23 protein-coding genes and 1 pseudogene are annotated in these 26,185 nt (G+C 40.1%); 4 read left to right on the top strand and 20 right to left on the bottom strand.

Features of this window, described 5'->3' with window-relative positions; all coding sequences use genetic code 11:
- Positions 1-39 precede the first annotated feature (39 nt).
- A complete protein-coding gene (locus AB6M99_RS02760) occupies positions 40-423 on the bottom strand; it encodes a DUF1934 domain-containing protein (protein WP_121834913.1) in 384 nt (127 codons plus the stop codon).
- A 152-nt stretch (positions 424-575) separates the two neighbouring features.
- Between AB6M99_RS02760 and AB6M99_RS02755 the strand changes: the two genes are divergently transcribed.
- From AB6M99_RS02755 to AB6M99_RS02745, 3 genes are all read left to right on the top strand, one after another.
- The gene (locus AB6M99_RS02755) at positions 576-1,883 is read left to right on the top strand and encodes an HD domain-containing protein (RefSeq protein WP_369351253.1); all 1,308 of its coding nucleotides are present in this window, start codon (positions 576-578) and stop codon (positions 1,881-1,883) included.
- A 186-nt stretch (positions 1,884-2,069) separates the two neighbouring features.
- Entirely contained in the window at positions 2,070-2,885 is an 816-nt protein-coding gene (gene yidA / locus AB6M99_RS02750) for a sugar-phosphatase (RefSeq protein WP_121834912.1), read from the top strand.
- On the top strand, positions 2,879-4,096 hold the full coding sequence (locus AB6M99_RS02745) for an aminoacyltransferase (RefSeq protein WP_369351068.1): 1,218 nt from the start codon (positions 2,879-2,881) through the stop codon (positions 4,094-4,096). The genes yidA and AB6M99_RS02745 overlap by 7 nt, the downstream gene beginning before the upstream one ends.
- 181 nt (positions 4,097-4,277) lie before the next feature.
- Here the strand turns inward: AB6M99_RS02745 and AB6M99_RS02740 are convergent, their stop codons facing one another.
- The 10 genes from AB6M99_RS02740 to AB6M99_RS02695 form a co-directional block, all read right to left on the bottom strand.
- Positions 4,278-6,059 (bottom strand): ABC transporter ATP-binding protein, encoded by a 1,782-nt coding sequence (locus AB6M99_RS02740; RefSeq protein WP_121834910.1) that lies wholly within the window; start codon positions 6,057-6,059, stop codon positions 4,278-4,280.
- Between the two features lies 1 nt (position 6,060).
- Positions 6,061-7,800, bottom strand: a complete 1,740-nt coding sequence (locus AB6M99_RS02735; RefSeq protein ID WP_121834909.1) for an ABC transporter ATP-binding protein — start codon at positions 7,798-7,800, stop codon at positions 6,061-6,063.
- A 652-nt stretch (positions 7,801-8,452) separates the two neighbouring features.
- Positions 8,453-8,920 carry an NUDIX hydrolase gene (locus AB6M99_RS02730; RefSeq protein ID WP_121834908.1) on the bottom strand — a complete coding sequence of 156 codons (468 nt, stop codon included), beginning with the start codon at positions 8,918-8,920 and terminating at the stop codon, positions 8,453-8,455.
- An 8-nt stretch (positions 8,921-8,928) separates the two neighbouring features.
- On the bottom strand, positions 8,929-9,402 hold the full coding sequence (locus tag AB6M99_RS02725; protein WP_121834973.1) for a GNAT family N-acetyltransferase: 474 nt from the start codon (positions 9,400-9,402) through the stop codon (positions 8,929-8,931).
- A gap of 4 nt (positions 9,403-9,406) precedes the next feature.
- Entirely contained in the window at positions 9,407-11,275 is a 1,869-nt protein-coding gene (locus tag AB6M99_RS02720; protein ID WP_121834907.1) for an ABC-F family ATP-binding cassette domain-containing protein, read from the bottom strand.
- Positions 11,276-11,443: 168 nt separating this feature from the next.
- Positions 11,444-12,643, bottom strand: a complete 1,200-nt coding sequence (locus AB6M99_RS02715) for a CCA tRNA nucleotidyltransferase (RefSeq protein ID WP_121834906.1) — start codon at positions 12,641-12,643, stop codon at positions 11,444-11,446.
- The gene (gene dapB, locus AB6M99_RS02710; protein WP_121834905.1) at positions 12,640-13,410 is read right to left on the bottom strand and encodes a 4-hydroxy-tetrahydrodipicolinate reductase; all 771 of its coding nucleotides are present in this window, start codon (positions 13,408-13,410) and stop codon (positions 12,640-12,642) included. Before dapB ends, AB6M99_RS02715 begins: the two co-directional genes overlap by 4 nt.
- Before the next feature lie 109 nt (positions 13,411-13,519).
- Positions 13,520-14,368, bottom strand: a complete 849-nt coding sequence (locus tag AB6M99_RS02705; RefSeq protein WP_121834904.1) for a DegV family protein — start codon at positions 14,366-14,368, stop codon at positions 13,520-13,522.
- Position 14,369: 1 nt separating this feature from the next.
- A complete protein-coding gene (locus AB6M99_RS02700) occupies positions 14,370-14,744 on the bottom strand; it encodes a DUF1149 family protein (protein WP_121834903.1) in 375 nt (124 codons plus the stop codon).
- Positions 14,745-14,802: 58 nt separating this feature from the next.
- The gene (locus AB6M99_RS02695; protein ID WP_369351067.1) at positions 14,803-15,327 is read right to left on the bottom strand and encodes a hypothetical protein; all 525 of its coding nucleotides are present in this window, start codon (positions 15,325-15,327) and stop codon (positions 14,803-14,805) included.
- A 183-nt stretch (positions 15,328-15,510) separates the two neighbouring features.
- Here AB6M99_RS02695 and AB6M99_RS02690 point away from each other — a divergent pair.
- Positions 15,511-15,939 (top strand): annotated as a pseudogene (locus AB6M99_RS02690) (aldo/keto reductase); the annotation flags it as partial.
- Positions 15,940-16,034: 95 nt separating this feature from the next.
- Here the strand turns inward: AB6M99_RS02690 and AB6M99_RS02685 are convergent.
- The 9 genes from AB6M99_RS02685 to AB6M99_RS02645 form a co-directional block, all read right to left on the bottom strand.
- A complete protein-coding gene (locus AB6M99_RS02685) occupies positions 16,035-17,273 on the bottom strand; it encodes a MerR family transcriptional regulator (protein ID WP_369351066.1) in 1,239 nt (412 codons plus the stop codon).
- Between the two features lie 110 nt (positions 17,274-17,383).
- Positions 17,384-20,002: an alanine--tRNA ligase gene (gene alaS / locus AB6M99_RS02680; protein ID WP_121834899.1), complete on the bottom strand. Its 2,619-nt coding sequence runs from the start codon at positions 20,000-20,002 to the stop codon at positions 17,384-17,386.
- Positions 20,003-20,555: 553 nt separating this feature from the next.
- Entirely contained in the window at positions 20,556-21,527 is a 972-nt protein-coding gene (locus AB6M99_RS02675; protein WP_369351192.1) for a peptidyl-prolyl cis-trans isomerase, read from the bottom strand.
- Positions 21,528-21,668: 141 nt separating this feature from the next.
- Positions 21,669-22,373: an O-methyltransferase gene (locus tag AB6M99_RS02670; protein WP_121834897.1), complete on the bottom strand. Its 705-nt coding sequence runs from the start codon at positions 22,371-22,373 to the stop codon at positions 21,669-21,671.
- 48 nt (positions 22,374-22,421) lie between these two features.
- Positions 22,422-23,639: an OFA family MFS transporter gene (locus tag AB6M99_RS02665; RefSeq protein ID WP_121834896.1), complete on the bottom strand. Its 1,218-nt coding sequence runs from the start codon at positions 23,637-23,639 to the stop codon at positions 22,422-22,424.
- A 97-nt stretch (positions 23,640-23,736) separates the two neighbouring features.
- On the bottom strand, positions 23,737-24,354 hold the full coding sequence (locus tag AB6M99_RS02660) for an HAD-IA family hydrolase (RefSeq protein WP_121834895.1): 618 nt from the start codon (positions 24,352-24,354) through the stop codon (positions 23,737-23,739).
- Between the two features lies 1 nt (position 24,355).
- Positions 24,356-24,862, bottom strand: a complete 507-nt coding sequence (locus AB6M99_RS02655; protein ID WP_183121648.1) for a GNAT family N-acetyltransferase — start codon at positions 24,860-24,862, stop codon at positions 24,356-24,358.
- Positions 24,862-25,374, bottom strand: coding sequence for a GNAT family N-acetyltransferase (locus AB6M99_RS02650; RefSeq protein ID WP_121834893.1), 513 nt, complete (start codon positions 25,372-25,374; stop codon positions 24,862-24,864). The genes AB6M99_RS02655 and AB6M99_RS02650 overlap by 1 nt, the downstream gene beginning before the upstream one ends.
- 133 nt (positions 25,375-25,507) lie before the next feature.
- Positions 25,508-26,149, bottom strand: coding sequence for an ATP-binding cassette domain-containing protein (locus AB6M99_RS02645; protein ID WP_121834892.1), 642 nt, complete (start codon positions 26,147-26,149; stop codon positions 25,508-25,510).
- Positions 26,150-26,185 lie beyond the last annotated feature (36 nt).

The following is a 26,185-nucleotide window of genomic DNA, read 5'->3' as shown; positions in this document are numbered from 1 at the left end:
CACTTTCTATTTTGATAATGACTAAACACTCTATTCTTCCTAGAGCCACGAAATGCTTATCTGATAAGTCGCTAAAGCATCTTCAGATTCCGCATGTGGTAACAACTCATAAGACAAGGTTAACACATCCTGACTTAATTCAAAGTGATGGGTCTTTGTCACCATTTTTTGCGTTCCCATTGGAGTTGGAATGGAACAAAGAGCTAGCTCATTTGCCACAAAACGCATCAACGACTGCGGTTTTGAAAAACGTGTCATCAAGAGTTCATCCAATTTAAACTTCAGAACAACCTTTTCAGCTTCTTCATTCTGATAAACCAAGTAATGGTAATCCCCTTTTATGGTTAATTCACCCTGATGCTCTTCATGAATTAGTTCTGTCTCACTTCCCATTTGAATCTTATTTTTTATCGTAATTTTCATATACCTCTTCACAAACGGTCATAAGAGTGTTCTTATGCCTGTTTATGGCTTTAACATCCCTTCTTTCGATTACTATAGCCATTTTACCAATTTCTGACAAAATGCACAATTTTTGCTACAATAAATTTGTATCAACTCAAGGGAGCACGGTCATGGACAAGATTTTTAGAGACCCCGTTCATAATGACATTCACATTAATCATCACATCATCTATGATTTAACCAATACTGCTGAATTTCAGCGCTTGCATCGCATCAAACAGGTACCTACTACCAGTTTTACCTTTCATGGTGCTGAGCACAATCGTTTTTCACACTGCCTCGGTGTTTACGATATTGCAAGACGTATCACTGAGCATTTTGAAACCCATTATTCAAACCTTTGGAATTCAGAAGAATCCCTCTTGACAATGGCTGCTGCGCTGTTGCATGATATTGGTCACGGGGCTTATTCCCATACCTTCGAACTTCTTTTCGAGACGGACCATGAAGCCATGGGACAGGAGATTATCACCAGTCCACAAACGGAAATCAATGCCGTATTACGTCGCGTGTCTCCTGACTTTCCAGACAAGGTCGCTAGTGTCATCAATCATACTTATCCTAATAAACAAGTCGTGCAGCTCATTTCCAGCCAAATTGACTGTGACCGCATGGACTATTTGCTTAGAGATTCTTATTATACAGGAACTAATTATGGGCAATTTGATTTAACGAGAATTTTAACCAGCATGCGACCTAACCCAGATGGTATTGTATTTGATATCACGGGTATGCACGCCGTTGAAGACTATCTTGTCAGTCGTTATCAAATGTATATGCAAGTTTATTTCCATCCTGCCAGCCGTGCCATTGAAGTCCTTTTACAAAATCTTCTCAAGAGAGCTCGCCGTCTCTATACTCAGGAGCCTAGTTTCTTCGCAAAAACATCGCCACTACTTTTACCTTTTTTTGAAGAAACAGCAACACTCTCAGACTACTTGCTTCTTGATGACGGTGTTCTTAACACCTATTTTCAGGCATGGATGACCAGTGAAGATAAGATTTTAGCAGATCTTGCCAGCCGATTTATTAGACGTCAATTATTTGCTTCAGTTACTTTTGACAAAGCTAGCGCAGAGCAGCTTGATTTATTGAGGGAGTTAGTAACAGCTGTTGGTTTTGATTCAGACTACTACACAGCAGAGCACCACAATTTTGACCTTCCTTACGACATTTATCGACCAGAAAGTAAAAAACCTCGAACACAAATTGAAATTCTCCAAAAAAATGGGAAACTTGCCGAACTCTCTAGCCTATCACCACTTGTTTCTGCACTTTCTGGGTCAACATTTGGCGACCAACGTTTCTATTTCCCAAAAGATATGATGATAAAAGACGACCTTTTTATTGCTGACAAAGAAGTTTTTCTCTCCTGTATTTCAGACGGACATTTTTCAAGTTTAAAAATTTCAGATTAAATATCTTTCAGTTAAATCTTAATCGGCTATAAAAACTCCTAAAACCATTCTTTCATTGATATGGTTTTAGGAGTTTTCTATTTATTATCACTGGCGATTCGGCAACATTATTCAATGACAAATATTCTCATTTTTAGTAAAATAGTAAGTTGAAAATATGCTATGTTTATAAGAAGAGGAAATATTATGACAATTCAATTGGTCGCTGTCGACATTGACGGAACATTAATTACTGATGACCGTAAAATCACTCCAGAAGTTTTTGAAGCTGTGCAAGAAGCTAAAAAACAAGGCGTAAAAGTCGTTATCACAACGGGACGCCCAATTGCCGGTGTTCAAGACTTGCTAACCGAACTCAATCTCAAAGATGAGGGAGACTATGTCATTACTTTTAACGGTGCCCTCGTTCAAGATACAGCAACAGGACAAGACATCGTGAAAGATGCTCTGATTTATGAGGACTATTTAGAAATTGAATACCTCAGTCGTCAACTAGGGGTCCACATGCACGCCATTACTAAGGAAGGTATTTACACAGCTAACCGAAATATTGGTAAATACACCATTCATGAAGCGACACTTGTTGGAATGCCAGTCTTTTACCGCACGCCTGAGGAGATGACTGATAAAGAGATTGTCAAAATCATGATGATTGACGAACCTGAAATTCTAGATGCTGCTATTGCTAAAATCCCTCAAACCTTTTACGACAAATACACCATTGTCAAATCTAAACCGTTTTATCTTGAAATTATCAATAAAACTGCCAGCAAGGGCTCTGCTATTATTCACCTCGCTGAAAAATTGGGCATTTCAATGGAAGAAACAATGGCCATCGGCGACGAAGAAAACGATCGTGCCATGCTTGAAGTTGTTGGCATACCTGTTGTCATGGAAAATGGAGTTGACAGTGTAAAAGCTCTCGCTAAACACATCACCAAATCAAATAATGAAAGTGGAGTAGCCTACGCTATTCGTGAGTGGGTGTTGAAATCATGTTAACCTATAAAATTGGCATTTCTGCCCAAGAACATGACGATTTTGTCAAATCAAGTCATCAAGCGAATTTATTGCAGAGTTCAAACTGGGCAAAAATAAAAGATAACTGGGATAACGAGCGTATTGGTTTTTATCGAAATGGAGAATTGGTTGCGTCAGCCAGTATCCTCATCAAGCCACTTCCACTAGGCTTTACCATGCTTTATATTCCTCGTGGTCCTGTTATGGATTACTCAGACAAAGAACTCGTTAGCTTTGTTATGTCATCTCTAAAGGCATTTGGTAAGAAAAAGCGTGCGCTCTTTATCAAGTTTGACCCTAACATCCATCTTCAAGCCTTTCAAGATGACAATAGCCGCCATGACAATATTGACAGTTTAGCCATTGTACAACTTCTGCAAAACCTTGGTGCTGATTGGGGTGGCAGAACTCAAGATATTGCTGAGAATATCCAGCCACGCTTTCAGGCTAATGTTTACGCTAAAAACTTCTCTCTAGATAGTCTTCCTAAACGAACTAAGCAAGAAATTAGAACTGCACGAAATAAGGGACTAGAAGTCATATTTGGTGGTGCTGAATTGCTCCCTACATTTGCAGAACTAATGAAAAAAATAGAGAGCCGTAAGCAGATTAATTTACGTAATCTTACTTATTATGAGAAATTGATTGATACCTATCCAGAAGATTCATTTATTACCCTAGTACAAATTGATGTTTCTAAAAAAATAGAACTTCTTCACACTCAGCTCACTAAAGCTCAAGTAGATTTTTCTAGATTTAGCGAAAAAACATCCCCAGGAAAACTAAAGGAAAATCAAGAGAACCAAAAACGTCTCGAAAAGGAACTTGATTTCTTCCAAAGCTTCTATGAAAAGGGACAAACAACTCTTCCATTAGCAGCAACCCTTTCACTCAATTTCGGGAGCACATCTGAAAATTTATACGCTGGTATGGACGACACCTTTAAACAATTCAACGCTCCTGTTCTCACTTGGTATGAAACCATGAACCATGCCTTTGAATTGGGAATATCTAGCCAAAATATGGGGGGAATTGAAAACCAACTTGAAGGTGGTCTCTATCACTTTAAATCAAAATTCAATCCTACTATTGAGGAATTTATCGGAGAGTTCAACCTTCCTGTTAACACTCTCTTATATCACCTCTCAAATCTTGCCTACAAACTACGTAAGCAATTACGTCGCGGAGGTTAAAAAAGAACCCAAATGCACCAAAATAGGCCTTCACTTATGCTTAGTGAGGGCTTATTTTGCTATATCATATAAAGTCAGTTCTAGCTAGTCTACGACACGTTAGATAAAACTACGGTCACATATCAGTTTTGGGGCACTAAAAAGAAGAGCCTGACCGTTTGGTCAAGCGATTCTTTTTTACTCAAGCTTCCTTTTCTGAGAACTGACTCATATAAAGGTCATGGTAGAAACCTTTATCAGCAAGCAAGCTGTCATGGTTTCCTTGCTCAATAATTTGTCCATCTTTAAGGACCAGAATTTTATCTGCCTCTTGAATGGTAGATAAGCGGTGGGCAATGACAAAGCTGGTGCGACCTTGCATCAAGCGTTTCATGGCTTTTTGAATCAATAATTCCAAGCGTGTGTCTACTGATGATGTGGCTTCATCCAAAATCAAAATTTTCGGATCAGCTAAAAGCGCACGCGCAATGGTCAAGAGTTGTTTTTGTCCAAGTGAAATATTTGATGACTCTTGGTTCATTTCCATATTGTAACCGCCTGGTAGGGTACGGATGAAATGATCCACGTTAGCTGCTTTGGCTGCTTCAATGATTTCCTCGTCAGTTGCTTCAAGATTACCAAAGCGAAGGTTTTCTTTGATACTTCCTTCATAAAGCCAAGCGTCTTGAAGAACCATCCCAAATTGCTGGCGATATTCTTGTCGTGACAGGTTACGAATATCATGTCCATCAACGGTAATCGCACCATCTGTCACATCATAGAAACGCATGAGAAGATTGATCAAAGTAGTCTTACCTGCTCCAGTAGGTCCGACAATAGCGACCATTTCACCAGGCTTAACTTCTAGGTTAAAGTCACGGATGAGAGGTTTGTTTTCAACATATTGGAAGTTAACGTTTTTAAAGCTCACTTGACCTGTCAAGTCCTTAGTCAAGTGCTCGGAAACGGTACTTGCTTCATCAGCTTCATCCAAGACTTCAAAAATACGTTCTAAAGAAGATTTGGCTGATTGGAGAATACCTGCTAGCTGGGTTAAGGTTTGAATCGGTTGTCCGAGTTGGAAGGTATATTGAACAAAGGCTTGAATATTACCAATTGCCATTTTACCAGCCATTACCTGAAGCCCACCAAGGACTGCTACAATCAGATATGCCATATCTGAGATAGCATGAAGGACAGGCATCATGATTCCAGACATGAAACTAGCTTTGAAGCCAACATCCTGTAATTCATCGGTGATTCTTGCAAATTCTGCTGCAGATGCTTCTTCACGCCCGTAAAGTTTTAAGACATTAAAACCTGTCAAATTTTCCTGAACAAATCCGTTCATATCCCCCAAAACCTTGGCCTGTCGCTTGAAATAAGGCTGAGATTTTTTGAGAATGGCTTGCGCAGTCACATAAGTCAAAGGAATGCTAAGGATAACCACAATCGCTAATTGAGCATTGAGGTAAAGCACCATCGCCACAACAAGTGTGATGGAAATCATCGCATTGACAATCTGTAAGAAAGATTGTTGCAAGGCATTTGACACTGTCTCAACATCTGATGTAAAGCGTCCTAGCATGTCTCCAAATTGGTGCTTGTCAAAATAAGAAACAGGAATACGATTGATTTTTTCACTCAAATCATTGCGAAGATCTTTGATACTATTTTGTACCGTTCGAGTGATGTAATAGTTAGAACCGTAGGCACCAATCTCATAGAAAAAGGCACGAATAGCATAGATAACCAGAACCCAGAAAATGTAGGTCGTGTTAATAGCTGCCCCTTCCACACCAGCACTCATATCTAAAAGATTTTGTGTTAATTCTGTAATAACCAGTCCCAATACAAAAGGTTCCAAAACATTCATCACCGCAGCCATGATTTTAAGGAAGACAGCTAGGAAGAGTGAGGTTTTATAAACCTTTAAGTAGCTCCACAAACGTAAAAATACGGATTGATTTTTAGGTGTTTTCATCTTATCCCTCCTCCGTCAATGATTGATTATTCAGCTGTGAATTGGCAATTTCACGGTAGATGTCATTGGTCTGCATGAGCTCATCATGGGTACCACGTCCCACAATCTCACCTTTATCAAGGACAATAATTTGATCGGCATCCATAATGGTTCCGACACGCTGTGCCACGATAAGCACTGTCGCATCTTCGGTCACCTCTTTGAGGCGGCGACGAAGTTCGGCATCCGTCTTATAGTCAAGGGCTGAGAAGGAGTCATCAAAGATATAGATATCTGGCTTTTTAACCACGGCACGTGCGATTGATAAGCGCTGCTTTTGCCCTCCAGATAAGTTACTTCCCCCCTCTGCAAGATGGGTTTCGTAACCTTCTTCACGACTCTCAATAAATTCCTTTGCCTGAGAGACGCTGGTCGCTTCATCAAGTTCAGAAACCGTGGCATCTTGCTTACCGTATTTTAAGTTTTCTTCGATGGTTCCGGTAAATAGCAGAGCTTTTTGAGGGATAAAACCTACTTTCTGACGAAGAGCCTTTAGATTGTAATCCTTAACATTCACTCCATCTACTAAAATTTTCCCTAGTGTTACATCATAAAAACGTGGAATGAGGTTCACCAAACTTGATTTTCCAGAACCCGTTGACCCGATAAAGGCAATGGTTTCACCTGGTTTTGTCTTGAAGGAGATATTGTGTAGCACAGGACTTTCAGTTTCACCTGGATAGGCAAAGGTCACATTATCAAATTCCAAATAACCTTTGGTCTCAGTCTGAGTAACCCCATTAGGATTTTCTGAGATTGAGATTGGCATGTCCATCACTTCTTGAATACGACTCGCTGACACCGCCATACGAGGGTACATGGTAAAGAGGTTAGCAAACATCAAGAATGAAAAGAGGGCATGGAAGGCGTACTCGATAAAGGCAACTAAATCTCCAATTTGTAGCTCTGCCTTTGCCAAAGGAGCCAAAGCAAACCAAACAATCGCTACAATCATGGCAATAATAATCTGCACAAAGAGAGGCTCTGTCAAACCAGTCAGGGTGAATAGCTTTTTAGAAATGGTCGCATATTCGTCATTTTGACCAGCAAAACGCTCCTCTTGAAATTCCTCACGTGAGAAGGCACGAATCACGCGCAAACCCATTAAATTTTCACGAACATACTGATTGATTTTATCTAGTGTCTGTTGCTGCTGTTTAGAAAGCGGGCGAGTTTTAACAGCCACATAAGTCACAACTGCGACTAAAAATGGCAGAAAGACCGCTACCGTCCAAGCCAGACTAGGACTTGTCATCAAAATCATGACAACCGAGAAAATCATCATCATAGGTGTCACGACACCCATTCGCAAGGACATCTCTGCAAACTGCATCAAAACATAAGCATCACTGGTCATACGCGTCACAAGTGATGACACCCCAATCCTTTCATATTCATTGTGGGAATAGCTCTGCAATTTTGCATACATGTCTGTACGCAATTCTTTAATCATCGTCGTGGTGAGTTTTCCAGCCGCATAGGCAAGAATCACACGACCAATAATCCCAAGAACAATAATCACAAACATGACAATCGCCCAGTAGGTGAGCTGATCAGGATTGTTTTTCGTAATCCCATCATCAATCATGCGAGCGAGAATAGTTGGCATTCCCAAGTTAACAACAACAAAAAGGAAGCCTCCTAGCAAATCCAGAGCCAACCACTTGTATTTTGATTTGAGATAAGACCAAATTAACTGCATTCTTATATTACCTATCAAACTTGAACCGATAAGTGCAATATCACAAACTGATTTAAACCATTAGATAGCCCATCACAGTTAGTCACTGGCACTTCCAAAGTTCGTGTTTTTTCCTTTCCTTAAATTATAGTTGTTTAAATATAACTTTTTGTTAGCACTTATCCTAATGTGGTGGGGGCGCTTCAAAGGTCTGGGAGACCTTTGAAGGTGGGAAATGAAGCTGGCCAAGTCAGCATCAAAACCTCCTCCGGAGTTCCATTCCTTTTGGGCAAGTCTAGGTCTCCTTCGCTTCCTAATTTCTAAGCTTAGGCTGAAATTGTCCACTGGACATTTTCACCCCCTTCACACCAACACTTAAAAGTTTTTGTGTTTTCACCACTGCGGAAAGTACTAGATGGGCGACTTCGTCGTCCTACTAATTATTATTTCATATAGCTATACTGTTCAAGAGACACTTATATGATAAACCTAAATAGCTCAGATATTACTAACATGTTATCTTCAAATAATTCTATTATTTGTAAAGTAAATCTATTGAAATAAATTTAACTAGCACAACAGATAAATAACTATAATCTCCTAAATCGTAGACAAGAAAAAGCACAGATTGTGCTTTAATGCTCATTATTATACCAGAAAATTGGGGCTATTTCTAGCTTAAAACATGCCAGTTTGGGTAATGACTAGCCTCAAGATCCGGAGCGAGAATCTTGAGTATCAAAGGCGAAGCATTACTCTCTGTCAGTTCTGAAAGCTTTACCCAAACAATCCCTGCGGAGTCATTTTTATCTCCATCATCAATGGTTTCAGCAATAGTAATAGCAGAGCTGTCATCAAGTTCAACATCATAAACCGCAAAAATATGGTGGGTCACATTTTCTTCTCCCTCAGGCTGTACAAAGGTATCAAAGATACGGTTATTAACAGCAGATAACACCTGAAAACCAGTCTCTTCTAGCATCTCACGTTTTAGAGTATCAAGTAAACTTTCTCCACTATCTTGGCTTCCTCCTGGCAAGTCATATCGCCCCGTATAGGGACCTCGATTTTTACGCACACAGAGTAACTTTCCCTCACGAATACAAATGCCATAAACACCAAAATGTTTTAAATGTACCATTTCTTCTCCTACAAACTTTTTAGCATCCAAATATCCATTGCCGTGTGCCCTGCCTCATTTGGGAGAGGCTTTTCTAAGCGTTTAAATCCAAAATGTTCATAGACGGCAACGGCTGCCGATAATTCATTGGCGGTTTCTAGGTATAGTTTCTGATAACCTTCTTTTTTCGCTTCTGCAAAAATTTTTTTGAGAATACGGCTAGAAATCCCTTTGCCTCTTTGGTTTGAAGCAACATATAATTTCTGAAGCTCTGCGATGTCCCTAGAAATAGGAGCAAAACCTCCCGAACCAACGATTTCTCCAGATTCTTCTATCACAAAATAAGCCGCACGGTCAAGATGAGCATAGTAGGCGCTAAGATTATCCAGCTGTGGATCACAATAAGCCGTTCCAGGTTTATCAAGACCAAACTCTTCAAGGGAGGTACGGATAAGCTGAGCCACCGCAGGGTTATCTTGCACCTCAATCGCTCTTAATACCAGCATTTTATCCCTCCAAGTCGCTTAAATACTCATACCTCTCATATTTTTCAAGCAACTGGTCATTCTTGGCATCCAGTTCCTTTTGCAAATCGCTAAGCCTTGTAAAATCACTGCCACAAGTCTGCATCTCCTCTGAAATCTCCGCAATCCGATTTTCCAAAGCCTCAATCTCAGCCTCAATCCCAGCCCACTCCTGCTTCTCAAAGTAGGACATCCGCTTTTTCTCAGCCTTTGGCTTCTCTTCTTTGATGACTTCTTTCTTTTGGGAAATGGCAGAGCTTTCTTGCTCAAAAGCCTTCTCATCGAGATAATCTGTATAGTTCCCAAAAAATTCTCTAATAGAACCATTTTCAAATGCCAAAATCTTATTGGCCACCTTATCCAAGAAATAACGGTCGTGGCTAACGGTGATAACGGGACCAGCAAATCCAGCTAGGAAACCTTCTAAGACAGTCAAGGTTGCAATGTCTAAATCGTTGGTCGGCTCGTCTAGAAGTAAGACATTTGGTTTCTCAATCAAGATTTTAAGGAGATAGAGACGTTTTTTCTCACCGCCTGACAGCTTAGCAATCTGCGTGCCATGTGTCGAACGTGGGAAAAGAAACTGCTCTAGCAATTCAGAAATACTAGTTGTCCCAACCGTTGTCTTAACTTCATCAGCAACCTCTTGCAAATAAGAAATGACACGCTTGCTTTCATCCATATCCTTAAGATTTTGTGAAAAATAGCCGACACGGATGGTCTCACCAATATCTAATTTCCCAGATGTTGGCAGCAAGTCACCGTTAATCAAATTAAGAAGAGTCGATTTCCCAACACCATTATCTCCAATAATACCGATGCGGTCACGGTTTTGAATAATCAGGTTAAAATCAGTTAAAATCGGTTTGTTTGGATATGAAAAGCTCACATCTTCAAAGTTAACCACCTTTTTACCGATACGACTGGTTTCAAAGGTAATTTCCAAATCCTCAGCACTTGTGCCTTGATGTACCTCTTTTTTCAAATCATGGAAACGATTGATACGAGCTTGTTGCTTGGTCGCACGGGCTTGAGGTTGACGTCGCATCCACTCTAATTCTTGTTTGTAGAGTTGCTTTTTCTTATGAAGAGTTGCACTGTCACGCTCGTCCTGTTCAGCACGCAATCGGACATAGTCCTGATAATTTCCTTGGTACTCTGTCAATTGACTATCAGCCAATTCAAAAATACGGGTCGCCACATTGTCCAAGAAATAGCGGTCGTGGGTGATAAAGAGTACCGTTTTTTTACTATTCTTCAAGAAATTGGTCAACCAAGCAATGGTGTCAATATCCAGATGGTTGGTCGGCTCATCCAATAATAACAAATCAGCATCACCAAGGAGAACCTGTGCCAGTTGAACACGGCGTCTCAAGCCACCCGAAAGGTCTCCAACCTTTGTGGTTAAATCCATAATGCCAAGTTTTGAAAGAACCGTCTTAACTTCGCTCTCAATGGTCCAAGCATCAAGACTATCCATTTCTGCCATAACCTTTTCCAAACGGGCTTGGTTTTCCTCAGAATAAGCCAGCATCAGCTGCTCGTATTCACGAATCAGAGCCATTTCACGCAGGTCTGATGACAGTACCGTATCCAAAACACTCTTGCTATCGTCAAACTCAGGTTCCTGAGTCAAATAAGCAATGCTGTAATCATTACTCTTGATAAAGGGAGAAATATCCCCATCGTAGCCAATACGGTCTGAAATCACATCCAATAAGGTTGTCTTACCAGTCCCATTTACCCCAATAATTCCCACACGGTCTAAATCGTGGAGAATAAAGGAAATTTCTTTAAAGACGGTTTTATCTCCAACAGATTTGGTTAATTTTTCAACAATAAAATCAGACATGCTATCTTCCTATTTTCTTTTATGTCATTTAGTCGTTTATCAATCAGCACTTATCTGGTGCTAAAGGTTTTTGGGAGCAAACTTGTCCAGTGGATAACGCTAGACTGAGCTGGATAATGAGAGAGCTGGATAAGTCAAAACCATGAAAATGTGATTTCTACTCCCCTCTTACAGTTGCTCAATAAAGTCAAAAATAGCCTTTTTCTCATTTGCTAAGTCACCGATGACGATTGCTTTTTCAACGGCAGTCAACAATCGTCCCATATCTGGTCCAGGTTTCAGTCCCAATTCTTTGATCAGCATTCCACCGTTAACCACAATTTCGTGCTTATCATGAATCACAAGCTCTTGATCGAGACTCTCAATTTTCGCAAAATCAACAGGCAGACCTTGGGCTTGACGCAGTTCTTCTGCCAATACAATGACCTTTTTACCATAAGCATAAACTTGTTCTTTCGTTAGCTCATTGTTTAGGCGGTAGTTAAACACTTGGACAATGCGCTCGACATCTTTTTGGAAATTAACTGACGTTTTCCATTTTTTGAGGAAATGCTTTGGTTCTCTAATGGCTAGCGCCAATATCAGAGTTGCCCATGCTTGCTCTGAACTGGTAAAGACAAAGTCCTCAGACATCTTATCCAGTAAGCTCTGCCATTTTTCAAACGTATCAGCCAAATCAGGAAGGTACTGGTAGGCTTTTGTCGCTTGGAGTGCTTCAATGCCTTTGCGCCAATGCGGAGCCATCAACAACTTGTCAAATTCAATGAAGGAACGCTCAATGGAAATCTTTTCAAGCAAGGGTGCATGGGTCGTCATCGCCTGAAAGGTTGCCCTCTCAATGTCAAAATTGAGGGTCGCCGCAAAGCGTAATCCTCGCATAATCCTTAGGGCATCCTCATTAAAACGCTCCTCTGGCTGACCAACAGCCCTTAGCAGCTTGTTATCAAGGTCAGTTAAACCATTAAAAAGGTCAATGACTTTGCCATTTTCATCCAAAGCAAACGCATTGACTGTAAAATCACGGCGCTTGAGGTCCTCTTCTAGCGATCTCACAAAGGACACAGATTGTGGGCGACGGTAATCAACATAAACATCTTCGGTACGAAAAGTTGTTATCTCATACTCACCACCATTTTCAAGTACCAAAACCGTTCCGTGTTCAATCCCAATATCAACGGTACGTTCAAAAATCCGCTTCGTTTCTTCAGGATAAGACGATGTGGCGATATCCACATCATGAATGTCACGACCTAACAAGACATCACGCACACTCCCACCCACAAAATAGGCTTCAAACCCTGCTTCTTTAATCTTATTTAATAAGGGTAAAGCCTTCTGAAAGTCAGAAGGCATTGTTTCTAATTTCATGATAATAACTTTTCCAATCCGTAAACAAGTTCTTTGCGCTTGACCACTTCTTTGATGCCCAAATTGACCCCACTCATAAAGGAACTGCGGTCATAAGAATCATGACGAAGCGTCAACCCTTCACCTTGGGCACCAAAAATAACTTCTTGGTGGGCCACAAGACCTGGGAGGCGCACACTATGGATGCGAAAACCGTCAAATTCTGCTCCTCGCGCTCCTTCAATGAGTTCTTCTTCGTCAGCAACACCCTGTGTTTTATAAGAACGTGCCTCACGAATCAATTCTGCAGTTTTTATGGCTGTTCCAGAAGGCGCATCTTTTTTCTTATCATGATGCAGTTCAATGATTTCAAGGTCAGGAAAATATTTGCTGGCTTTAGCTGCAAATTCCATCAGAAGAATTGCACCAATGGCAAAGTTAGGAGCAATGAGACCACCCAGCTTTTTCTCTGCGGATAAGGCGATAAGCTCTGCAATCTGTTCCTCCGTAAAACCCGTGGTCCCAACGACTGGAGCAAATCCCTGTTCCAAGGCAAAGCGAGTATTGTCATAAGCAACTTTTGGCATGGTAAAATCCACCCATACGTCTGCTTGCAAGCCAATCAAGTCTTCCTTGGTAGTAAACACTGGAACGCCATTGACATCTTGTTCGGTCGCAAAAGGATCAAGGAGGCCTACTAATTCAAGTTCCTGATCTTGTGTGACCATATCAACCGCAGTTGATCCCATCTTTCCTTTAAAACCAGCAATAATGACCTTGATTTTCATAAACTCTCCTTCTTTTACAATCGAAAGCAACCTAAGAGACTGGGCAAAAAATATCTCAATCTTCTCTTTTTGATAGAAATAGTAGATTTACCTAGGTAAAATGGCTTTATTAGTCAAAGTGTGGTGTCACACCCAGAGCAATAGCGCCCTCACCCAAATGCGTTCCAATCACAGAACCAAAGGTTGCAATTGAAAGATTTGTTACACCATCTGTTGTTAATTGTTCGTAAAGTGAATTCGCCTTTTCAACCGCATTTCCGTGAATAATCATCACATCGTAAGAACCATCTTCAGACAGTTTCACCATCACATCAATCAAGCGTTTAACAGCCTTTTTCTCTGTTCTAACTTTCTCATAAACAACGATTTTCCCTGTTTCATCAAAATAGAGAATCGGTTTAATTGACAAAAGGTTACCGAGAATAGCAGAGCTATTTGACAAGCGCCCACCTTTGACCAAATGATTGAGGTCATCCACCATGATATAAGCAGACGTCTTCTCAATTTGCTGGTGTAAGCGGTCCATAATGGTTTCAAAGCTCAATCCAGCTTCTGCCCAATTAAGTGCGTTCATCACCATCATTCCTAGTGGAGCAGATGTAATCTTTGTATCCGGAAAAGCAATCGTTAAACCTTCATGTTCTTCAATAAGGTATTGGATATTAGCCCAAAAACCTGAAATACCACTAGACAAGAATAACCCGACAACATGCGTATAGTTTTCATTGGCAAGTTTAAACAATAATTCATCTAACTGCGCAACAGAAGGTTGGCTCGTCATTGGTAGATTTTGCGCAGCCGCCATTTTTTCATAAAACTCTGTAGCAGTTAGGTTAACACCTTCGACATAAGTGTCTCCATCAATCGTTACAGGAATGTCCAAAATAAAGAGATTATCAGCTTTTTTAAATTGTTCTGGGAAAAAGACTGACGAATCCGTAATTACAGCTAATTTCATCTTAAAACTCCAAATTAATACCTGGTCGATCCAAGGCGATTTCAGTGACTTCATAAGTCAAGCGTTTTAACATATCCAAAAGAGGAGCTGCCAAATCTTGAACTTCCTCTTGAGAAAGTTCACTTGGTTCTTGTAAGATACGGTTCAAGATGCGATTTCCTTGTGAAATGACTCCTGAAATCACAAATTCTTCCTTGACAATCATGTACTGTAAGCGAGCAACTAAGACTGTTTCATTAGCCTCTGTATCGCGTTTAATCAACTGAAACGTTACCTCTGCCTTAGACTTTGGAGTGCCGTGTTCTTTCTCCCACTCCAAATTGCGGGCATCGTAGTGAAATTGATTGACAAATTCTTTATCGCGAATAATTTCCATTGTTTTCTCCTTGACGTTATTGTTCCCATTATACCACGAATACTTTGAAAATTAAAGCTCAGAATTTTTTCTGTGGGTGCTTAGCAACAATCTCTGGATGTACTTCTAGAAGGGCTTTGCCTTTTTCGGTCAAAGCATAGCTTCTCAACTCAAATAGGGCAGATAATTCCTTTTCTGTGTACTGCTCTGCCATTTTGTCATCCAAATCGCTACGCTTAAACTTAGATAGTCCTGCCACTCCTTTGGCTTTTAAAAATTCTTTAAGGTCACCGGCAGGCAAGTGACGTAGGGACTCAAAGGCTGTCTCAATCCGAACGTAGCCCGTCTCAATAAGCATATCCAATTCCTTATCCGCATCGATGCCGTAAGTCGTGTAAAAATACTTATGACGAAATGAAGTCGTCAAAAAAGTTCCAAAAGAGATCCGCCACAAGAGAATGATATGACCTGGTAAAAATCCTTCTACAGTGCGTTCCATCTGACGTTTAGTAATCGGCTTTTTCATTAATTCTTCCTCATATTGAGGCGCAATATAAGGCATCTCAGCATGATCTTTGTAAATGTCTTTAACTAATTTTTCCATAGGGAAAATTATAGCAAAAAGTTTCTAGAATTTCCTCTTTAAAGAATCAGTATTCAGTGTTCTTTCTTTTAAGTGCAGTTAGTAAAAATCTATGAAAAGCTTGTCACAAACCAATTTTTCTCTTGACTTAGACCACCTCTAAAGTGTTAAAATGGTAGCGGATTCAAGAAAGGAGAAAATCTCATGAAAACTCTCAATGTTAAACACGGACCTCAAAACGTTTCTAATATTATCCTAGGTTGCATGCGTATGCCTGCTCTCGATGTTGAAGCAGCTGCTAAAATGATTACAACCGCTGTTGAAAATGGTATTAACTTTTTCGATCACGCTACCTGTTATGGTGATGACGGGGAAGCTGAGCGTCGTTTTGGTGATGCCTTTAAATTAACTGGTATCAAGCGCGAAGACATCATCCTGCAATCAAAAGTTGGCCTCCAATTCGAGCGTAATGAATTTGATTGGACAAAAGAAAATATCTTGTCAAACGTTGACCGTATTTTGGAACGCTTACAGACGGATTATCTTGATGCCCTGCTTCTACACCGTCCTGACTTGATTTTTGAGCCAGAGCAGGTAGCAGAAGCCTTTGATCAACTTTATACTTCTGGAAAATTCTTGCCCAGCCTCTTTTTTTGATGAAACGACTCACGATTGTTTATACAGTTCGCGTCTTATTTGTTATTAATAATCCTTTCAAACCGCTTCTTTTATTGCTCATCATAATCAATTTTATCCGCATGTTTAGCTGAAGCTGTTTTTGGGATACCGATATTCACTAGGCGCTCATCAAATTCTTCTAGCTCCTGATAAGAATCAGTAAAACGCTCGATTTTATCATTAACATTAGGCTGAGACAAAACCACCTTCTTTCCATCCAGCCAAATAGCATAGTAAAAATGCCCCTGACGATTATTCGTGGATAATCGCCAATGTGAAGCACCATACCAAGCTTCAATTTTTTCAACTTCTTCATAGCGATAGTGCTTTCCAGATAAATTTAGGGACGAATAAAGGATAATGTCTTGCTCAGTCACAACTGTCGTATTGGTCAGATACAAAAAGGTCGATAAAAGTATCAAGATAGGTGATCCAAAACGCAAGTACCAGTTATCAAATAAGTCGTAGACTTTAAAGAAATGAAAGAGCCAATAGCCAATACTAGATACTGTCACGCCAATCATCACAAGCCCCCAAAAACGATTGGAGTCATAAAAGAACCAATTTTCTGGAAGAAGATAAGTCGTCACAATAGAGATACCTGAAAAAAACAACAAGGCTAAGATAATCCCTAATAACAGAACAGGCAATAATTTCCACTCTCTCCTATCTTTCTTGGTTACCAGAGATTTTTTCGCTTGACGATTTTTAAAATAACGAGACCATATCCAAGCAATCCAAACAGAGGTCAATAAAGAAAATACTGCTATCCAACCAAGATGGTCAAGATTTTTCCTAGCAATCCTATCGAATAAGGTTAAAACTGGACCTACCCCTAGCATGGTCAATAAAAGCGTACTCCATAATGAGTTGACACTGCTGTCAACCAAAACTTCCCTCAACTCTTCAAATTCATCTGCTTCTTTGAAATCAATGATGTCATTGAACTCATCAATTTTAGCAGGATTTCCATAGACCTTTGAAAACTTCTGACAGAGTTGACGACGCTCGAAAACCTTTTCTTCTTCAGCATAGAGGCTCTGAACACGGTCTTCCAAAGCTGCCTGAACCCGTGAATTCTCTTGTGTCAGCAGCTCTGCTATGTCACTAAGTGAAAAACCAAAATAGCGAAAAATTTTGATTTTTTTCAAGGTTTGAACATTAGCTTCAGAGTAATCACGATAAGTGTTATTCGCATTTCTCGCAACTTCAAGCAGGCCTTTTTCTTCATAGAAACGGATGGTCTTACTTGACAATCCCGTCAACTTTTCTACATCTTTAATCTGCATAAGAACTCCTTTCTATCTTTGTTATACACCATCCACCTAGGGGAGAGTCAAGGATTTTTTTGATATTTTTGAAAAAACCAAGCTCATATGAACTTGGTTACCTGATATTTTTACAATTGTTCTGCTACTGCATTTAGGAGATTTTGGATACCAGACGCATCGCTACCACCTGCCATGGCCATATCTGGTTTACCACCACCGCGACCTGATACAAGCGGCGCAATTTCCTTAATCACATTACCAGCATGGACCTCTTTAGACTTGCTTGCCACAAGGACATTGACTTTCTCACCGATACTTGCCACAAGAACAAGGACATCTGAGTAATCTTTTTGCTTCCAGTTGTCCGCGAAGGTACGAAGGGCACCTGCGTCAGCCACCTCAACTTGTGTCGCAATGTAGCGGACACCGTTAGCTTCTTTAACATCTTTGAAGACATCACCAGCCTGTGCTGCGGCTGCTTTTTCTTTCAACTCAGCGTTTTCTTTTTGCAAATGGCGGAGCTCCTCAGCAAGAGCCGTTACCTTAGTTGGTACTTGATCCATTTGTGGCACTTTAAGGGTTTGTGCCACAGCTTTAAGCGCATCTTCACGGTCACGGAAGGCTTCAAAGGCTTGTTGACCTGTTACCGCAAGGATACGACGAGTCCCTGAACCAATACCTTCTTCTTTGACAATCTTGAAGAGACCGATTTCAGCAGTGTTTGACAAGTGTGTACCACCACAAAGCTCGATAGAGTAATCCCCGATTTGAACCACACGAACCACTTTACCGTATTTCTCACCAAAGAGCGCCATCGCTCCCATTTCTTTGGCTGTCTCAACATCTGTCTCAGTCGTCACAACTGGTAGAGCTTCCCAGATTTTTTCATTGACTTGTGTCTCGATGGCACGGAGTTCTTCAGCTGTCACTGCTTCAAAGTGCGTGAAGTCAAAACGAAGGAAGCCTTCTTCATTCAATGAACCAGCCTGAGTCGCGTGTTCACCGATGATACGGTGAAGCGCAGCATGAAGCAAGTGTGTCGCTGTGTGATTTTTCTCAACACTGTTACGACGAGCAATGTCAATAGAAAGTGTGTAGCTTGTGCCAACAGAAAGGCTTGCCAAAACTTCTACCGTGTGTAATGGCTGACCATTTGGCGCTTTTTGCACATCTACGACACGCGCAACAGTATCACCCTTATCATTTTTCACCACACCGTGGTCAGCAACCTGCCCACCCATTTCAGCATAGAATGGTGTTTGGTCAAAGACGAGGAGAGCTTGACCTTCAGATACAGCTTCAGTACGCTCGTTATCTGCAATGATAACAGACAAGCTTGCCTCAAGTTCTGTTGCTTCATAGACAAATGTTGAAGGCTCAGTGATACCTGCGAGGGTTTCATTTTGCATACCCATCGAACCACCTTTGACAACAGCAGCACGCGCACGGTCTTGTTGCTCTTTCATGGCTGCTTTGAACCCATCATGGTCAATTTTGTAGCCAGCATCTTCTGCCAACTCTTCTGTCAATTCAACTGGGAATCCGTAAGTATCGTAAAGTTTAAAGATATCTTTTCCTTCAAGCGTATCTTTGCCAGCTGCTTTCAAATCAGCCAATAACTCTTCAAGGTGACCTGAACCAGCATCAATCGTGCGGGCAAAAGTCTCTTCTTCACGTTTAACGATTTTCTCAATAAAGTCACGTTTTTCAAGCACTTCTGGGTAATAGCTTTCCATGATTTGACCAACGATTTGAACCAATTTGTAAAGGAAAGTCTCTGTGATCCCCAAGCGGCGACCGTGCATAACAGCACGACGAAGGAGACGACGAAGGACATAACCACGGCCTTCATTTCCTGGAAGGGCACCATCACCAATGGCAAAGCTAAGCGCACGAATGTGGTCAGCAATGACCTTAAAGCTCATGTTATCGCCATCTTGGTCATAAGTTTTACCAGACAATTTCTCCACTTCACGAATGATTGGCATAAAGAGGTCTGTCTCAAAGTTGGTTTTAGCCCCTTGGAAAATCGCTGCTAAACGCTCTAAACCTGCGCCCGTATCAATGTTTTTGTTAGGTAATTCTTTGTATTCTGAACGTGGAACAGCTGGATCAGCATTAAATTGTGACAACACGATGTTCCAGATCTCGATGTAACGATCATTTTCAATATCTTCTTCCAACAAGCGAATACCAATGTTTTCTGGGTCAAAAGCTTCACCACGGTCAAAGAAGATTTCCGTATCTGGACCTGAAGGACCAGCACCGATTTCCCAGAAGTTATCTTCCAGCGGAATCAAGTGACTTGGCTCAACTCCCAAAGCAATCCAGCGGTTGTAGGAATCCGTATCATCTGGATAGTAAGTCATGTAGAGCTTGTCTTTTGGAAAAGCAAACCAGTCCTCACTTGTCAACAACTCAAAGCCCCACTCAATGGCTTCGTCACGGAAATAGTCTCCGATAGAGAAGTTTCCAAGCATCTCAAACATGGTGTGGTGACGTGCTGTCTTACCAACATTTTCAATATCATTGGTACGGATTGATTTTTGTGCATTGGTAATGCGTGGATTTTCAGGAATCACAGACCCATCAAAATACTTTTTAAGTGTCGCAACCCCAGAGTTAATCCAAAGAAGGGTTGGGTCGTTGACTGGCACAAGATTAGCCGAAGGCTCAACAGAGTGACCCTTTGACTTCCAGAAATCCAACCACATTTGACGAATCTGAGCAGAAGATAATTGTTTCATAAAATAAGATACCAAGAGCGTTAAGAAAGCGAGAGAAAAATAGGAGACCAACGCCGTGTGCTTGCACACAAGGCGGTCTATCTTTTTTCCGATGCTTTTAGCTCGGGTTCAGTTAATTTCCCTAACTGAACTTTCCTTTCATATATTTTTTATTTTGAAGAATAGAAAACCTGATGAAGACACTGGCGTCTAGGAAGTATTCGTCTTTTTGACACAGTCCGTAGCCCGAGTTCTATTTTGCTGAACTCGGATTTAACACCCTACCTTTCATTTAATTTAGTAGGTTTAGGGCAGGTTTAGCTTGACCGAACCTTTCCTTTCATAATGTGTCCATCTGTTTCATTTCACAGATATAGGCTACAATTATTTAACAAAAGAAAACAACAAAGCCAGTAAACGGAGGGCGATTTTACCGCGGTACCACCTCCATTCAATGACCTTGTCATCCTCATTTGTATTCCATTATGAGACTTAGTAGCAAGATAAGGTCATTTTAGTGGCTCACAGCAACCGCCACCTTTCTGAAAAAATATTACCTTATCCATTCTAAATCTTATTTTTGAGTAGTAGCTTCTGAGCTTTCTGTTTCGCTAGCTGTCGTTGTTTCACTAACTGTTGTCGTTTCACCTGTCGCTGCATACTGTGACAAGATTGAGGCAAAGCTATCATCTTTGATTTTGACGTTTGATTTTTCAAGAGCCGCAGCGATAATTTTATTTTGGAAAGTGACATCTGCCTTTTTCTCTGCTAGGTAAGTCTCTTTCAGACGGTCTTTATAAGTTTTCCAATCTGCAGATTTTTCAGTTTTAGCAGTCACTTTAACAATATAGTAGCTTGTCGTGTAGTTAGTAGTGTTGACAACAGGAATAACTTCTGATACTGCACCTTTTTCAAGACTTGCTGCAGCTGTCACTACTTCTGTAGGAACATCTTTGGCAGCTGAGTCAAACTTGTACTCCACTTTTTCATCTAGGGATTTATCAGTAGCAATCTTCGTAAAATCAGCACCTTCAGCTTTTACCTCTGCTAAAACACTATTAGCAGTGTCTTGGTTATCCAAGCGGATAAACTCAGCTGTCATTTCTGGTGTGTAAGCCTTGTAAAGTTCCTTGTAGCTATCATCTGTCAGCTCTTTTTCAGCCGCTGCTTTAATGGCATAGTCTAGTAACATTTGCACACGAACTTGTTGCTTATAGGTTTTTTCGGTCATGCCATTCATGGCTAAGACTTGTTGGAAAGAAGTCCCATAGTTTTTAACTTCTTTATCGTAGGCTTCGTCAGTCTCTTTTTGACTAACGTTATCACCGTATTGCTCTTCTAAGACTCTATCCAAGATAAGTGTCAACATGGCACTTTGTGCACCTTGTGTTGATTTAACTTGGTCGTAAAAATCAGTTACGGTAATGTAGTCACCTTTCATCGTCACTAATTTGCTGTCTGTACTTGTCTTGCTCGTACATGCAACCAATGTTGCTACTGACATTAAGGTCACAAGACCTGTAGCGAATTTTTTCTTCATGTTTATAAAATACCATGAGTGCCAAACCGTTCAAATGCTATTTGACATCGGAAAAACAGAACCTTGCTCTGCCTTTTCCCAAAACACTCATTCCTTCTCTATAATTTCATTAACTTTTTTATTATATCATATTTTCTAAAAAATAACTTAATCAAGTTTAATATGCTCTGCATTTTTGCGTAACATCAACAGGCCATCACTAAGTGGAATGAGGCTAGCTGTTAAATCTGGGTGGTTCAATGTCTGTTCAAATAGACGATGTAAACCACGGTAAATGGTTCTTTGCCCACGACGAACTTCTTGAATCGGCTTTGCAATATCGCCCCCTTGGAAAATATCATCAAAAATGATGACACCACCAACTTTCAGGCGCTTGAGAACTTCAGGCAAAAAGACAACATATTTGGACTTTGCTGAATCCATGAATACAAAGTCATAGGTTTCCTCTAAAGTGCCCAACATGTCTACCGCATCCCCTTCAACTAAGGTAATTTGCTGACGCGTGTCATATTTTGCAAAATTTTCCTTTGCAAAAGCTATCATCTCTTCATTGCGATCAATCGTTGTGATTTTAGCATTTGGAGCATATTCTGCCATCAAAAGAGCAGAGAAACCGATTGCTGTCCCGATTTCAAGGATATTTTTCGGTTGCAAGGTCTGCATAAGCAAACGAAAATAAGCGACAACTTCATGCTGAATAATCGGGATATTTTCTTGACGAGCAAAAGCTTCTAGCTCAGCTAGATGGCCTTCGTTTTGTTTTTGCTTTGTCCGCATGTAATGGACAACATCCTCTTTTACAACTGGACGTCGCATATTGTGATTTGCATTTTTTGAATATGATTTTACCATAGGCTCTATTATATAAAAAATCTCTAGTCAGTGCTAGAGATTTTTACTTTATTTTTGTTTATTAAGAATATGTTTCAACCAAATAGCAACAACCAAGGCTAAGGCGTAACAAACCATGAAGACTAACAAGGTAACTGTGTAACTGTCCGTCGCTTCAAATGTCACTGACAATAACATGGGACCTACTAAAGCTGCCATCGCCCAAGCTGTCAAACTGTATCCGTGAAGCGCAGCTAATTCTTTTGCCCCAAAAATATCACTGAGATAAGGTGGAATAAGGCTAAAACCTGCCCCATAGCAAGTCATTAATGCCGCCATTGCCATCGTGAACATTAGCGGTGTCCTAAATAAGATGAGACTAAAAGCCATTAAAATATTAACCACAAGCAAAATGATAAAAGTCAAGGGACGCCCAATATAATCAGAAATCCATGCCCAGATCAGACGCCCAAAGCCATTAAAAATTCCCATAAGTCCCACAACAACTGCTGCTGCTTCTGGAGACATTCCCGTTAAATCCTGAGCCATCGGAGCAATCACTGAAATGATTCCTAGACCGCAAGCAATGTTGATAAATAAGATCATCCAAAGAATGTAAAATTCTCTTGTTTTCAGAGCGTCATTGGCAGTCATGCCTACTGTTAAATCTGCTTTTTTAGCGTCTTTAGCATTAGCAGCGAGTCGTTTAGATTCTTCTTGAGTTGGTCTTTTAATCAATTGAGAAACTGTTATCATCACCACAAAATATAAGCCACCTAACAAATAGAAAGTATTGACCAGACCTTGCGTCTCAATGAGATACTGAGCAACAGGGCTTGTTAACAAAGAAGCAAAGCCAAATCCCATAATAGCAAGTCCAGTAGCCAAACCTCTCTTATCAGGAAACCATTTAATAATTGTCGACACTGGTGTAATATAGCCCGCACCTAAACCAAGACCACCTAAAATGCCATAACCGAGATAAAGTAACCATAATTCTTCTTGAGCAATAGCATAGCCAGTCAAAACATTTCCAAGGGAATAAAGGACTGCTGAAATCGAACCTGTTACGCGAGGTCCAAATTTTTCAACCAGCCGTCCCATAAAGGCAGCTGATAAGCCTAAGCAGAAAATTGCTAGAGAAAAGGCAAACGCTATTGACGATAAGCTCCATCCTGTTTCACTGACAATTGGATTGCGGTACACGCTCCAAGCATAGGTAGAACCTAACATCAAGTGAAGCAAGACCCCACATACAGCCACAACATATCGATTTGTTTTTTTCACAAAAACCTCCATCAACTAAAAAAAGAGTTAAGAACAATATAGCCTAACTCTATCAATATTTAGTCAATTTGCCTAACATTTTGCTCACACGATACATCTAAAGAGGAAATATACGAACAATATCTATTAACTCATCAATCTTTGTATTGAAATCTGAATCTTCTACACGTAAATTGATAGACTTGATACCAGCATTTATAGCGACTTCAGCATCTAAACAACGATCCCCAATGTAGTAGGTGTTGGCTTTATCTAGCTGATATTTTTCCATCAAATAGGTTACAGCTTCTGGATGTGGTTTACGCTTAAAGCCATTAGCTGAGGTGATAACTTCTGTAAAATAGCCATCTATTCCCAAATTGTTGAGCACTGCTCCTGTGGAGGCACCTTTATGGGTATAGATAAAATGTTGAATTCCTACCTCAGAAGTTTGTTCAAGCACCGCTTTAGCCCCAGGCATAAGGGAAATCATATGGTCACGAGCTTCTTGCTCTTTATTAAAAAAGCTAAGCAACTCGTCAAAGGAAATGTTATGCTCTTGAGAAAGATCTCTTAAAAGCTGACCGATTGACGTTTCAATGACATAGGACATCACAAAATCACGATTAAACGGAAAATCGTAAACCTGATACAACAGGGTTAAAACATCTTCAATAGCCTCATACGATTCTACCAAAGTCCCATCAAAATCCCAAATAAAGGTCGTCTTTCCCATCTTATTCTCCTGTCTTTACCCAATACCGTGCGTAGCGATGGCCATTATCCTCAGCAAAACCATCCAATCTCGCTTCAAAATGTTCAATCGTTTTTCTACTAGGGATATTGTCCTCACGCGCCGTAATGAGCACCTCTGTGATACCACGTTTGGCATATTCTTTTAGGGCAAAGGTTACTAGTTCTGCCATGATACCACGCCCACGATAGTCAGTCCTCGTCACATAACCAATATGCCCACCAACGCGAGCTAAGTCACCTTTTAATTCCCAACGACAACCAATTCTTGCCACAATCTCGCCATTCAAAAAGTAATAAAAATTCGTTGACGTCGCCCAGTCAGGATTACCAGTATCCACTTCATTTTGACGGCATTTAGCAAGATAGGCTGCGAAATCGTCCACTTTTTTGGTTTCTACAAAAGGATTACGTTCCTTTTCTTCCAACAAAATCTCCTGAAACCTGCGAAAAGCGGCTTCATCACTAACTTCTAATCGTCTTATCTCGATCATAAATGTACCTCATAGTTAACTGACTGGATTTTTTGTCCTTGATGATTAATATCAAAAGTTCCTAATAGTATTCCACCTGCTTTTTCAGCTGTTTTACGACTAGCTACATTTTTCTCATCCATGGCAATATAGATATTAGAAATTCCTTTTTCACGATAGCGTTCAAGTCCATACTGAACTAACTCAAAAGCCACACCTTGCTTCCTAAAAGCTGGAGCTACCATATAACCTAAATGCCCTAATTTTTGACAATCAGGATGCTGGATTTCCCAAAAACAAATCAACATTCCTAAAATTTGTTCATCCTCAAAAGCAAAATATCGAGTAAAGGTTGACCACGATTGCCCTTCTTTCTTCACCTCAGAAACATCGCTATCTGCAACATAGTTTTCAAAATTAGCAGTCTCCCACCATTCCACAAAAGGGTTGATTTGCTTATCCCTCAACATGGCTTCTTCAAACCTCTGAAATGCATTTTTATCCTCTAGGCTAATCTTCCTTACTTCCACGGGAGTACCTCCTGCTTTTCCCACATTATAGCAAAAAATCGCCAAATAGGCGATTTTCAATAAAGGAACATTTTAACTTGACTCTGATTGAATGTTTTGTGACACTTCTATGAAAGATTCGGGGAGTGAGCAACTATTCTTTAACCACTTTAACCTCTCCCTCTTCTAATAAAAATATCTCATTACACAAGTCTGTGATATTTTCTGAAATATGCGAAGTCAAGATAACTAAACCATTCTTTTTATCTCTATAAGACAAAATCACTTTCTTAGTTAACAAAACACTCTTCTCATCCAAAGCATTCATCGGTTCGTCTAGAAGAAGAACATCTGGTTTGTGTATAAATGCCTGAATTAGCCCCATTTTCTGCTGTGTCCCCAATGAAAGATGATTATATTTTATATTTTCAAAGTCATACAGATTATAATAATCAATCCAGTAATCAATATCATCATTCGTAATATTAGGTGAAAGAAATTTTAACAACTCCAGATTCTCTTTTAATGTAAGGTAGGATAAAAATTCCACCTTTTCAATAACAATTCCAGCATTTTGAATATATCTTAAATTTTTACCATAACTAATCCCATTTTGAAATACATCCCCTCTATCAAGACGGATAGTTCCTGCTAAGAGCTTGAGTAAAACAGTCTTTCCAGAACCATTATCACCTTTTAATCCATAAATATTTTGAGGTTCAAAACGTAAGTTTACGTTATTTAAAATATTCTGTTTATAATAGCACTTATACCCTTTTTTTATTTCTAACATCACATACCATCCTTTTCTAGATATTTTTCTAAGATACCA

The organism is Streptococcus hillyeri (genome assembly GCF_041081565.1).
In the GTDB taxonomy this organism is placed as follows: Bacteria; Bacillota; Bacilli; order Lactobacillales; family Streptococcaceae; genus Streptococcus; species Streptococcus hillyeri.
The sequence above is the reverse complement of the archived record's forward strand: the minus strand, read 5'-3'. Positions and strand labels throughout refer to the sequence as shown.